Origin of the sequence: Nocardia transvalensis NBRC 15921, assembly GCF_000308875.1 — a bacterium.
In the GTDB taxonomy this organism is placed as follows: Bacteria; Actinomycetota; Actinomycetes; order Mycobacteriales; family Mycobacteriaceae; genus Nocardia; species Nocardia transvalensis.
In genome coordinates, this window is record NZ_BAGL01000071.1 from 21,453 (window position 1) to 34,005 (window position 12,553).

Here is a 12,553-nt window from a genome sequence, read left to right on the forward strand (position 1 = left end):
CGCTGCGCTGCATGACCGAAGTGTCGGGACGGGACACCGTCGGACAGGCCGCCGGGCGCGGCCGGGTGGTGGCGTGGGGACTGTGGGACTGGGGATCGTCGGCGTTCAACGCGGTGATCCTCACGTTCGTGTTCTCGGTGTACCTGACCGATACGGTCGGCGACGATCTGCCCGGCGGGATCTCCGCGAGCGCGTGGCTGGGGTGGGCGCTGGGCCTGTCCGGTCTCGTGGTCGCGCTGACCGCGCCGGTCAGCGGGCAGTGGTTCGACGCCACCGCGCGCCGCAAACAGTCGCTCGGCCTGCTGACCGGATGCACGATCGTCGTGATGGCCGCGATGTTCTTCGTGCACGACGACTACCGCGACCTGTGGCTGGGCCTGCTGCTGCTCGGGCTCGGTTCGGCGGCCTTCGAGCTGGCCGGCGTGCCGTACAACGCGATGCTGCGGCAGGTGTCCACCCCGGCGACCGTCGGCCGGGTTTCCGGATTCGGTTGGGCGATGGGCTATTTCGGCGGCATCTTCCTGCTGCTGATCTGCTATTTCGGATTCATCGCGGGCGAGGGCGACACTCGCGGGCTGCTCGGCGTGCCCACCGACAACGGGCTCAACATCCGGCTGGTCGCGGTGCTCGCGGCGGTCTGGTTCGCGGCCTTCGCCGTCCCGGTCCTGCTGGCGGTGCCGGAGCTGCCGCGCACGAACGCCGACCCCGGCGCCGCGCGGGCCGGATTCCTCGCCTCCTATCAGGTGCTGTGGCGCGATCTGCGCGAGCTGTGGTCGGCCGATCGGCGGACGGTCGGATTCCTGCTGGCCAGCGCGATCTTCCGGGACGGGCTGGCCGGTGTGTTCACCTTCGGCGCGGTCCTGGCCGTGCGCGTGTACGGCATCGCCGACGACGATGTGCTGCTGTTCGGGATCGCCGCGAATGTCGTTGCGGCGCTGGGTGCGATCGTCGCCGGGCGGTTCGACGACACCGTCGGGCCCAAGGCGGTCATCGTCGCCTCGCTCGTCGCGATGATGATCTGCGGCGTCGTCCTGCTGTTCGTCTCCGGTCCCGCGATGTTCTGGGTATTCGGCCTGCTGCTGACCATCTTCGTGGGGCCCGCGCAGGCGGCCGCGCGCAGCTTCCTGACCCGCGTCGCACCGCCGGGCCGCGAGGGTCAGCTCTTCGGCCTCTATACGACGACCGGGCGGGCGGTGTCGTTCCTGGCCCCGTCGCTGTTCGGGCTGTTCGCCTGGATCTTCGACGCCGACCGCGCGGGCATCGTGGGCCTGCTGCTGGTGCTGGGCGTCGGCCTGGCCGCACTGCTGCCCGTGCGCGCGACGCGGGCGTGACCAGGCTCACCATCCCCTTTGTCCGATTTACGGAAAGGGCTGCTGAGCAGGTCCTTTCGATTCCGCCGTGTCGCCCGCGACCAGGGAAAATGGGATGCCCCGGCGGCCGGACGCCGGAATACTGACGCGCGGCCGATGAGTTGAGCGGTCCAAGCCCGTCTGATCTCGTGTGGCGCCGGAACGGAAGTCGGTGACATCCCCCGGGCCACACGTCATCCCGAGTTCACGATATATCCGGAGGTACCCGATGTCCGCCGTAACAACCGATCGCCCCACGGGGCGGCGGACACCGACAGTCATCAGACTTCTGGTGCTCGCGACCTTCACGGTGATCCTGAACGAGACCATCATGATCAACGCGATTCCGCGGCTGATGAACGATCTCGAGGTCACCGAGCGGTCGGCGCAGTGGGTGTCGACGGCGTTCATGCTGACCATGGCGGCCGTCATCCCGGTCACCGGCTGGTTCCTGCAGCGGGTCACCACGCGCCGCGCCTACGCGATCGCGATGGGCGTCTTCCTGGCCGGTACCGCGTTGTCGGCGGTCGCGCCGTCGTTCGCCGTACTGCTGGCCGGGCGGGTCGTCCAGGCCGGCGGCACCGCGGTGATGATGCCGCTGCTGATGACCACGCTGATGACCGTCGTGCCCGAACAGGATCGCGGCCGGGTCATGGGCAACGTCACCCTGGCCATCTCGGTGGCTCCGGCGATGGGTCCGGTCATCTCCGGTCTGGTACTGCAGATCGGCTCGTGGCGCTGGCTGTTCGTGCTGGTGCTCCCGATCGCGGGCGCGGTGACCTGGTTCGGCCTGCGCAAGCTGGAGAATGTCGGCGAGCCGGAGACCGGGGCGATCGACTGGTCCAGCGTGGCGCTGGCGGCGCTCGGATTCGGCGGTCTGGTGTACGGGCTGAGCCGCTTCGAGACCCACAATGTCACGGCCCCCGCGCTCATCGTCGCCGCCGGTGTGGTGATCATCGGGCTGTTCGTCCTGCGCCAGCTGCGGCTGCAGCGCACCGGCACGCCGCTGCTGGATATGCGGGTCCTGCTGTCGGCCACCTACGCCAAGGCGCTCACCCTCATGGCCGTCGCGTTCCTGGCGATGCTCGGCTCGATGATCCTGCTGCCGCTGTACCTGCAGAATCTGCGGCACCTGAGCCCGCTGGCGACCGGCCTGCTGGTCATGCCGGGCGGCCTGGCGATGGGCCTGCTGGGCCCGACCATCGGACGCCTGTACGACCGGTTCGGCGGACGGCTGCTGGTGATCCCCGGTTCGATCGGCGTGACCGCGGCGCTGGCCGGATTCACCCAGGTCTCGCTGACCATGCCGTACTGGGCGCTGCTGGCCCTGCACATCCTGCTGATGGTGTCGCTGGCCGCGGCCTTCACGCCGGTGTTCACCCTGGGACTGGGCGCGCTCCCGGCGCACCTGTACTCGCACGGCAGCTCGATGCTGGGCACGCTGCAGCAGGTCGCCGCGGCCCTGGGCACCGCCTTGGTGGTCACGGTGATGACCGCCCGCAGCACGTCCCTGGTGGCGAGCGGCACCGACCCGATCACCGCCCACCTGGACGGCATGAAACTCGCCTTCGCGGTCTCCGCAGCCCTGGCGGTGATCGTGATCGTCATGGCGGTCCTGCTGCCGAACCGCTCCAGCGCCCCCGCGGAATCGGACGAGTCCGAGCCCCGCGAGCCCGCTCTCGCCCACGGCTGATCGCCACCCGACACCGAAGGCGCACCCCGGATTCCGGGGTGCGCTTTCGTCTGTCCCTGCCCCCTTCCCGGCACATGTCCCCACCCGTTCCCGGCACTTGTCCCCACCCCGTTCCCCGGCACTTGTCCCAACCCCGTTCCCGGCACGCTTTTGGCCGGGATCCCCCGCGCCGATCACCAGCCTGCGGGCCCCCACAGTCGGGAAGTTGCTGTTCCCGCTGGGACCCGTACCGTGTGGAGCCGTTGGGGAGAAAAGCCGAGCTCGAAGATCGAGGGGATTGTTTTGTCGTATATCGACCTATTGGCCGATGCAAGTCTGCTCAGCGCACGCGCCCGGATGCACAGCACCGCGTTGTCGGTCGCACTGGACTCGTACGAGGCCAGACGTCATGGCGGCCACAGCGGCGGCACCGATTCCGATGATCCCGTCGGCTGGTGGTGGATCGCGGGCATCGCCGGCCTGGTCGTGGTGTGCATCATCGTCTTCGTCGTCGTCAAGCGGGCGCAGCAGAAGAACCAGAGCGGAAATCCGGCCGCGCAACAACAGCAGTACCCACAGCAGCACGTTCCGCCTCAGCAGCCGCAGGGTTATCCGGCTCCTCCCCAAGGATTTCCACCCCAGCAGTACGGCCACCCTCAACAGCAGTACGGCCATCCACCCCAGCAATACGGTCATCCGCAGCAGCAATACGGTCATCCGCAGCAGCAATACGGTCATCCGCAGCAGCCGGCATATCCCCCGCAGCAGTACCGCTGACCCACTGACGTTGAACACCGCCTAGTCCGGCGACGTCTCCGCCGTACACGACCCTTGTGACTTCGCGGCCGATCCTTCGGCCGCCGTTGGGGTTTGCCCCAGCGTTGGCGGATTCGACGCTCATTCAGTGGAAAGCATCCGTACCAATGAATCCGAAGGAGCGGCCCCAGCCGCCTCCGGAACCACCGGATGAATTCGGAAAGCATTGTGACGGTTACTGTTTCGAACTCCGGCACACCCGCGCGCCGGATCTCGGCCGTGCGGGTGGTGCGGGACAACTTCTCCGGCACCCTGGTATCGGCGGTGCGGACCTTCGGGCGTGCGGTGCGCATGGCCGGGGAGGCGGTGCTCGGCACGATCACCGATATCGTCCGGGGTCGCCTGCAATGGCGTGACACCGTCCTGCAGGGCTGGTGGCTGGTGACCGTCACGGCGATTCCCGCGATCCTGATGGCGATTCCGTTCGGCGTGATCGTGTCGGTGCAGGTCGGCAACCTCATCCGCAGTCTCGGCGCGGATTCGCTGCTGGGTGCGACCGGCGGTCTGGGCGTGATCAAACAAGGGGCCCCACTGGCCACCGGATTCCTGCTCGGCGGGGCGGGCGCCGCGGCGATCGCCGCGGATCTCGGGGCGCGCACGATTCGCGAAGAGATCGACGCGCTGAACACCATGGGCATCAGTCCCGTTCACCGCCTGGTGATCCCGCGCATGGTGGCCATGCTGGTGGTGGCGCCGCTGCTGAATATCCTGATCATCTTCGTGGGCGTGATCGCCGGGTACGCGGTGGCCGTCGGCGGCCAGAACGTCACGCCCGGCAGTTACTGGGCGACGTTCGGATCGTTCACCACACTCGCGGATGTCTGGGTGTCGCTGGTGAAGTCGATACTCTTCGGCTTCCTCGTGGTGATCGTCGCCTGCCAGCGCGGCCTGGAGGCGAAGGGCGGCCCGCGCGGCGTGGCCGACGCCGTGAACGCCGCGGTCGTGCTGTCGGTGATGGCGATCGTGCTGGTCAATCTCGTGATCACGCAGATCACCGCGCTCTTCCTGCCGACGAGGCTGGCGTGATGACCGCATCGACCTACGCGCCCAAGGGTTTCGGCTGGCTGGTCCGCCGCGCTTGGCTGGCCCGCATCGAATCGGTCGGCTTCGCACTGACGTTCACGTGGCAGGTGCTGTCCGCGATTCCGCTGACGCTCAAGCGGTATCGCGGCGAGACGATGCGCGCCATCTCGAATATGACCTGGGGCAGCGGCTCGGTGATCGTCGGCGGCGGCACCGTGCCGATGATGATCGTGCTCGGGCTGGTGATGGGCGCCTCGGTCGCCATCGAATCCTTCGCCACCCTGGACGTGCTGGGGATGGGCCCGGTGACCGGCATCGTGTCGGCCTACGCCATCACCCGCGAACTGGCGCCGATCGCCGCGGCGATCGGCTTCGCCGGGCAGGCGGGTTGCCGGATGACCGCGGAGATCGGGTCCATGCGGATCAGCGAGGAGATCGACGCGATCGAGGGACTGGGCCTGCGCTCGGTGCCGTTCGTCGTGACCACCCGCGTCATCGCGGGGGCCGTGGCCATGGTCCCGACCTTCCTGATCGCGCTGATCCTGTCGTACCTGGCCTGCCGGGGTCTGATCACGCTGGTGCACGGCCAGTCGGCGGGCGTGTACGACCACTACTTCTACCAATTCGTGTCCGGATTCGACGTCCTCGCCGCGGTGGTCAAGGTGGCGGTGTTCGCCACCGTGGTCATCCTGGTGCACTCCTACTACGGATTCTTCGCCGCCGGTGGCCCGGAGGGTGTGGGGATCGCGTCGGGCCGGGCCGTGCGCGCCAGTTCCGTGGCGATCATCGCCACCGATATGGTGCTGTCCCTGCTGCTGTGGGGCCTGGACTCGGCGGTGACCTTCACGGGATGAATGCCTATGCCTAACTACGGAATTCCCGGTGTCACGGCCGATCGCCGCCACGCCCGCCTCGTGGGCGCGGCCGCGATCGCGGTGGTGACCCTACTCGCGCTCGCGACCATCGTCTCGCGCGGCACGAGCGACGACGGCGTACGAATAATATTGCGCACCAGCACAGTTGGCGACGGCGTGGTCGAAGGGACGCCCGTGCGGCTCGACGGTGTCGAGGTCGGCCGGGTGACGGACATCTCGCCCGCCGACCGCGGCACCCAGAACATCGCGGTTCGGCTGGCCTCCGCGCGACTGCCCGGCCTGGACTCCAGTCTCCGGGTGGACTATTCGACCGGAAACCTGTTCGGTATCAGCGAGATCGAGCTGCGGCGCGGTCCGGGCGGGCCGCCGCTGCGGCCGGGGACGGTGCTCCAGCTGACCGCCCCCGGCGCGGTGTACGACGCGACGATGGGCAACCTGCTGCGCGGTATCTCGCAGGCCGGCGACGCCGTCCTCACCCCGCGGATGGCCTCGCTGCTGGCCACCCTGGCCGCCGACACCCGGGCCTTCACGCCGTTCCTGGAATCCGTCGTCACCCTGGCCCGCACCGTCACCGAGGTGCAGCGGGTGCCGATATCGCTGGTCCTGGGCCGGTTCGGCACGACCCTCGACGGCGGCGGCGACTTCCTCGATTCCCTGGTGGACCTGATCGATCGCGTCTACCGGATCCAGACGCTGCACACCGACCGCGACCGCATCAACGGCGGCATCTCGATGGTGGTCGACCAGTTGCTGCCCGGCGTCGCGCAGACGCTGCGGTACGCCGAGAACGGCTTCGCCGGCTACACCGGTCTGGCGATACCTGTCCTGGACATGGTGGCGGGGACCGTGCCGGATTCCCGGCGGTCGGGCGCGGAACTGCGCGAACTCATCGAGCGCATGGGGCACGCGCTGCCCGACACCCCGGACGGGCCCGTGCTGCAGACCGACCTGGACCTGCACGACCTCACCGAGGGAGGCGGACGATGAGGACCGTACGCGGGGCCGCCTGGCGGTTCGCCCTGTTCGCCGCGGCGATCGCCGTGCTGCTGGCCGCGATCGTCACGGCCATCCGGCAACCCGTCGACGGCGACACCGACACCTATACGGCGCTCTTCTCCGACGTCAACGGCCTGCGCACCGGCGACGACGTACGCCTGCGCGGAGTCGCGGTAGGACAGGTGGAATCCATTGTCCTGCAAGGCAATCAGGCGTCGGTGCGCTTCGGTCTCACCACCTCCACGCCCCTGTTCGACACCAGCAAACTCGCCGTCCGCTACCAGAATCTGGTGGGCCAGCGGTACATCGACGTGCAGTACGCCCCCGATCACGGCCCCCGGCTCCGCGCCGGGGCGACCGTCGGCGTCGACCACACCGTGCCCTCCTTCGATGTGACCAGCCTGTTCAACGGGCTCAAACCGGTGCTGGCGACGTTGTCACCGGAGAAGCTCAACCGGTTCACCGAGAGCATGCTCGCCGTCATCGAGGGCAACGGCAGCGGTATCGGCCCGGCGCTGGACGCCATGGGTGAACTGTCGGAGTACACGGTCGACCGGCAGCGGGTCATCACGACGCTGGTGCACAACATGTCCCAGATCAACGACAAGATCGGCGGGTCCTCCGCGCCGCTGATCACGCTGCTGGGCAATGCCGCCGACATCTTCGATTCGCTGCAACGCAATGTGGTCGGCCTGATCGACTTCTCGCTCACCGCGCCGCCGGTGCTGCGGCCGGCCGACAGCCTGCTGTCGACCCTCGGCTTCACCGAGAACGAGAATCCGGATATCGAGGCCATCCTGCGCCTGCTGATTCCCGATCCGCAGCTGGTCGTCGACGTGCTCGGCAGGCTGCCGGCCGCGCTCGCCGCGCTCGATGCCGCCATCCCCCAGCGCATTCCGGGATCGTCACCGGTCTGCGGCAAGGGCGACGCGCCCGTGCCGCAGCCGCTGCGGATCCTCGTCGCCGGACAGCGGGTGTCGATATGCAACGCATGAGCGGGCGGGTACGCGAGATGTTCTCCGGGCGCGACGAGATCAGCGCGCGGCGCAGGGAATTCGGCCTGGGCGCACTCGGCGCGGTGCTGGTGGTACTGGCACTGCTGATCACGGCCGCGGTCTACGTGATCCCGTTCGGCCACCGCACCTACACCGCCGAACTCGCCGAGGCCGAGACCGTGAAGGCCGGTGACGACGTGCGGCTGGCGGGCATCTCGGTGGGCACGGTGCGCGATCTCGAACTGCACCCCGACAAGGTGGTCATGCGGTTCACGGTCGACTCCGGGATCTTCCTGGGCGACGAGACCACGCTGGACGTGCGCATGCTCACCCTGGTCGGCGGCCACTACGTGGCGCTGTTTCCGGCCGGTGCGAAACCGCTGGGCGGCACGGCGATTCCGCCCGACCGCATCCGGCTCCCCTACAGCCTCATGGAGACCTTCCAGGACGCCGCCGCCCCGGTCCGCGGCATCGACGGCGGCACGCTGCGCGACAACCTGTCGGTCCTCGCCGATTCGCTCGTCCAGGCGCCCGAGGGCATCCGCCAGATGATCAGCGGCGCCGATCATCTCGTGGACGTGCTGAATCAGCAGCGCGTCGAGGTGTCGAAGGCCATCTCCCTGGCGCAGGAGTACCTCGGCGTCGTCGACCTGGGCAAGGGTCAGCTGCGCCGGATGATCGAGAAGATCGACCTGCTGGAGACCATGCTGGGCGACAAGCGGGCGGAGGTGCGCGAGGCCACCCGGCTCCTGCGATCGGTATTCGGCCGGGTGGCGGCATTGCAGCCGTCCTGGGAGACGACGCTGAAGCCGATGGCCCAGCAGCTGGCCGATGCCGTCGACCGGCTGGAGGATATCGGCGAAAAGCTCACTCCCCTGGTCGATTCCGTGCACGGGATCGGCGAGAAGCTGACGCGGCTCGTTCTCCCCGACGGTCGCGTCCAGGTGGGCGATCCCGCCGCCACCGTCACGGCTCCCGGACCGGTGGACGCCGCGGCGATCGTCGGCGGGATCTGCATCCCGGTTCCCGGAAAGGCGTGCTGATGCCGCTGCGAACGATGCTGCACACCGCGCTCGGTTCCCGCGTGACCATGTCCGTGGCCGGGGCGCTCGCCTTGGTCGCGGTCGCCGTGCTCGGGTACATCACGGTGGCCGATCCGCTGCGCCGGACCGAGTCCTATTGCGCGCTGATGCCCGACAGCGTCGGACTGTATGCCGGCAACCACGTCACCATGCGCGGCGTCCCCGTCGGCACCGTCACCGGCATCCACCCCGCCGGTGACAAGGTCCGCGTCGACTTCGCCGTGGACGCCGACCATCCGGTGCTCACCGACGCCTCCGCGACGACCCTGTCGCGCAATGTCACCACCGATCGCGACCTCGCCGTGCTGAACAGCGGCACCGTGCTCGATCGCTGGGATCCCCGGCAGTGCATCACCAGAACTCTCACGCCCAAGAGCCTGACCGAGACCCTGCACGCCGTCGCGGGCCTGTCGAAACAGCTGCTCGGCACCGAGCCACGGCAGGACGACGCGATAGGACGGCTTGTCACGCAGTTGAATTCGGCCACGGCGGGTACCGGTCCGCAGCTCAATGCCCTCATCGGGAAGATCGGTTCCGCCCTGGACCATCCCGACGCCGCGATCGGGCGGCTGTCGGCCATCATCGACAGTCTCGCGGCGCTGTCGGACAGCGTCTCCACCCACTGGGGCACCATCGATTCGATGGTGCGGGGGCTGGAATCGATCCTGCATCAGGTGAACGACGAGCTGTTCAGCGAGACCACCACCATCATCGACGACTTCCGCCGGGTGCTGCCCATGCTCAACGACATCACCACGATGTTCGGCGATCCGATCTTCCTGCTGCTGGACGCCTCGGTCCCGCTGATCCGGTTCCTCGGCGCGCACATCGCGACGCTGCGCCAGATCATCGATATGGTCCCGGTGATCACCGGCGCGTTCACCGCGATCGTCGATCCGCGCACCGGCGCACCCGGCCTCACCTTCGCGCCGCCACGCGTCGCCCTCCCCACGCCCGAGGGCGACAAGATCTGCGCCGCAGTGAATTCCGTCGCGCCCGGCCGATGTTCGGCGACCGGCGATACGGCGAATGTCGACCTGGTACGGATGATCCTGGCCACGGCGGGCGCCCGATGATCCGCGCACGCACCGCACTCCCGGCCCTTGTCCTCTCCGTATTGTTCTGCGGGGCATGCGCATTCGACCCGTCATCGCTGCCGCTGCCCGGCGCGGGCGTCTCCGGCCCGACCTATCACATCCGCATCGAGTTCTCCGACGTGCTGAATCTGCCCGCCCGCGCCAAGGTGGTGGCCAACGGCGCGCAGATCGGCGTGGCGACGAATATCGCTCTGGCACAGCGGGACAACGGGGCCGATCACGTCGTCGTCGATGCCGAGATCGGCAGGGACGTCGAACTGCCCGCCGCGACCACGGCCGCGCTCCGGCAGAACACCCTGCTCGGCGATATCCACATCGCGCTGACCACGCCGCCGGACGGTTTCGCGCGACTGCTGCGCGACGGCGACACCATTCCGGTCGGGCAGACCCGCCCCTCGGTGCGCATCGAGGACACCCTCGCCGGTATCGCGACCTTCGTCCAGGGCGGCGCGGTCGACCAGTTGCAGGATCTGGTCACCGAACTCAACGGCGTACTCCCCGAGGATCCCGCGCGGACCGCCCACATCTTCCAGGTGCTCGGCGAGGACGTCGCCGATCTCTCCGTCCATCTCGACCAGGCCGACCAACTGCTGAACGGCCTCACCAAGGATTCGGAGGTGATGAACCGCCAGCGGGACACCCTGGCCGAACTGCTCACCGATTCCGCCGTCGACCAGGTGTCGGCCGCCGTGGCCGCCATCGTGAACGTGATCGGCGTGCTCGGCGGGATGGCTCCGGTCGCGCACGCGCTCACCTGGCTCGCGCCCGTCACCCAGTCCGCCGACAGTGCGCTGGGGGCGATCTTCCCGCTGATATTCACCAACCGGCCCCTGGATCTCCAGGCGCCGTCGAACCTCAATGCCCTCGTGGCGGTGATCCGCGACAAGCTCATCCCGTGGGTCGAGCACGGGCCGAAGGTGACTGTGCGCCGGGTGAATGTCGTTCCGGCACAGGGGCCGCCGGTGCCCGCCGACGATCAGGTCGAGCAGATCGTGCGGGTCATGCGGATGATCGGAGTGGTGCGATGAAGGCGCGGTCGGTGCTGTCCCTCGGTGCGATCGCCGCCGTGTCCGTGCTCGGGTCGGCGTATCTCGCCTTCGGCGTCGTGGGCGCGGATCCGTTCGCCGAGTACACGACAATCACTCTGCGCGTGTCGGACTCGGGTGGGTTGGCAACGGGATCACCCGTTCTGCTGTCCGGCATCGAGGTGGGTGAGATCGCGGCCGTCGATTCGATGGCATCCGGCGTGCGAGTCCGGATGGATATCCGTTCCGCCTACCGCGTTCCGGCCGACAGTGCGGTCACCATCGAGAATCTGTCGTGGCTCGGCGAGCCCTATGTGGAATTCGCGCCGCGATCGCCGAATTCGCGGGAGCTGCGGGACGGGGAGGAGGTCGACACCTCACTCGTGCGACCGCCGCTGTCGATTCCGGAGCTGGCCCGGCTGGTCACCCAGGTGCTGAGCCGGATCGACCCGGCCGCCGCCAACGCCCTCGTCGGCACCTTCACCACCGCGCTCACCGGGACCGAGGCGGTCGTTCCCGAACTGTCGCGCTCCACCGGACTGCTCGCCGCTGCCCTCGCCGACCGGTCCCCCGCGGTCGGCGAGATATTCGACGATCTGCAACGCATCGCGCCGGATATGGCGGCGGCCGGTCCCGCGATGACCGTCGCCCGGCCGCCGCTCGTCGAATTCGGCCGGCGCGTGGACGATATCGCCGAATCGATCGGACGCCTGTTCCGCACCGGCGACGCGCCCCGGATGTACCAGGAGGGTACGGGCCTGGTGCCGTTCGTGGATCGGCTCGGCGCGTGGGTGGACGAGGTCGGCCCGCAACTCGCGCCGCTGGCCCCCATCCTCCAGCCCCTCGTCGACGCCGTGGTCTCGATGCTCCCCCGCATAGACATCGGCGGCCTCATCTCCGCCGCCCTGGCCTCCACCGGCCCCGGCGACGGGGCCATCCACCTTCAGATCGCCGTGAAGTAACCCCTGAGCCGCAGAACCGAGGACCGCTCATGCCCGATGAATCGACCGAAACCACGCCGGAGCCAACGGCTTCCGAGGAGACCACAGAGAAGCCGGTCAGTAGCAAGGAGGTCCGGGTACGCCGTGGTTCGCGGGGCCGGACCGTCTCGGTATCGCTGCCCGCGCTCGGGATCACGGCCGGAGTGGTCGTGCTGATCGTGGCGCTCGCGGTGGCGTGTGTCGGGTGGTGGTCGGCCCGAGGCGATCTCGCCGACGCGCGTGCGAGCGCTGACCGGGACCGGCATGCCGAGCAGGTGGCCACCGACTACGCGGTCGGCGCGTCGACCATCGATCACACGAACGTCCCCGCGTGGGTGGCCAAGTTGAAGGCCAACACGAGCCCGCAGCTGGCGAACAAGTTCGACGCCACCGCGCCGAAACTCGAGGAGATCCTGCTGCCGCTGCAATGGACCTCCACGGCCTCCCCCATCGCGGCCACGATCGGCTCGGTATCCGGCGGGGTCTACAAGGTCAACGTCTTCGTCAACGTCAATTCCACCAATGCCCAGAATCCCAAAGGCGGGCAGATGACGGTCACCTACAACGTCACCGTCGACAGCAACGCCGGATGGCAGATCACCGACGTCGGCGGGCTCGACGGGGCGCTACCCACCCGCTGACC

12 protein-coding genes are annotated in these 12,553 nt (G+C 68.6%); all 12 read left to right on the forward strand.

Annotated features, from left to right (window positions below; all coding sequences use genetic code 11):
- Nucleotides 1–11: 11 nt before the first annotated feature.
- The 12 genes from ON41_RS26540 to ON41_RS26595 all read left to right on the forward strand — a co-directional run bounded on the left by ON41_RS26540 (nt 12) and on the right by ON41_RS26595 (nt 12,551).
- Nucleotides 12–1,331, forward strand: coding sequence for an MFS transporter (locus ON41_RS26540; RefSeq protein ID WP_040750551.1), 1,320 nt, complete (start codon nt 12–14; stop codon nt 1,329–1,331).
- 247 nt (nt 1,332–1,578) lie between these two features.
- Nucleotides 1,579–3,042, forward strand: coding sequence for an MDR family MFS transporter (locus tag ON41_RS26545; protein ID WP_040750552.1), 1,464 nt, complete (start codon nt 1,579–1,581; stop codon nt 3,040–3,042).
- A 282-nt stretch (nt 3,043–3,324) separates the two neighbouring features.
- Nucleotides 3,325–3,798, forward strand: coding sequence for a hypothetical protein (locus tag ON41_RS42520; protein WP_184782127.1), 474 nt, complete (start codon nt 3,325–3,327; stop codon nt 3,796–3,798).
- A 207-nt stretch (nt 3,799–4,005) separates the two neighbouring features.
- Complete coding sequence (locus tag ON41_RS26555; RefSeq protein WP_246829610.1) at nt 4,006–4,863, forward strand: MlaE family ABC transporter permease; 858 nt, start codon at nt 4,006–4,008, stop codon at nt 4,861–4,863.
- Entirely contained in the window at nt 4,863–5,714 is an 852-nt protein-coding gene (locus ON41_RS26560) for an MlaE family ABC transporter permease (RefSeq protein ID WP_040750554.1), read from the forward strand. The genes ON41_RS26555 and ON41_RS26560 overlap by 1 nt, the downstream gene beginning before the upstream one ends.
- A gap of 6 nt (nt 5,715–5,720) precedes the next feature.
- Complete coding sequence (locus ON41_RS26565; RefSeq protein WP_040750555.1) at nt 5,721–6,722, forward strand: MlaD family protein; 1,002 nt, start codon at nt 5,721–5,723, stop codon at nt 6,720–6,722.
- Nucleotides 6,719–7,726: an MlaD family protein gene (locus tag ON41_RS26570; RefSeq protein ID WP_040750556.1), complete on the forward strand. Its 1,008-nt coding sequence runs from the start codon at nt 6,719–6,721 to the stop codon at nt 7,724–7,726. Before ON41_RS26565 ends, ON41_RS26570 begins: the two co-directional genes overlap by 4 nt.
- On the forward strand, nt 7,714–8,769 hold the full coding sequence (locus tag ON41_RS26575; protein WP_051162534.1) for an MlaD family protein: 1,056 nt from the start codon (nt 7,714–7,716) through the stop codon (nt 8,767–8,769). The genes ON41_RS26570 and ON41_RS26575 overlap by 13 nt, the downstream gene beginning before the upstream one ends.
- The gene (locus ON41_RS26580; RefSeq protein ID WP_246460894.1) at nt 8,769–9,884 is read left to right on the forward strand and encodes an MlaD family protein; all 1,116 of its coding nucleotides are present in this window, start codon (nt 8,769–8,771) and stop codon (nt 9,882–9,884) included. The genes ON41_RS26575 and ON41_RS26580 overlap by 1 nt, the downstream gene beginning before the upstream one ends.
- A complete protein-coding gene (locus tag ON41_RS26585; RefSeq protein ID WP_051162536.1) occupies nt 9,881–10,933 on the forward strand; it encodes an MlaD family protein in 1,053 nt (350 codons plus the stop codon). Before ON41_RS26580 ends, ON41_RS26585 begins: the two co-directional genes overlap by 4 nt.
- Nucleotides 10,930–11,892 (forward strand): MlaD family protein, encoded by a 963-nt coding sequence (locus tag ON41_RS26590; RefSeq protein WP_040750558.1) that lies wholly within the window; start codon nt 10,930–10,932, stop codon nt 11,890–11,892. The genes ON41_RS26585 and ON41_RS26590 overlap by 4 nt, the downstream gene beginning before the upstream one ends.
- Before the next feature lie 29 nt (nt 11,893–11,921).
- A complete protein-coding gene (locus tag ON41_RS26595) occupies nt 11,922–12,551 on the forward strand; it encodes a hypothetical protein (RefSeq protein WP_063709962.1) in 630 nt (209 codons plus the stop codon).
- Nucleotides 12,552–12,553 lie beyond the last annotated feature (2 nt).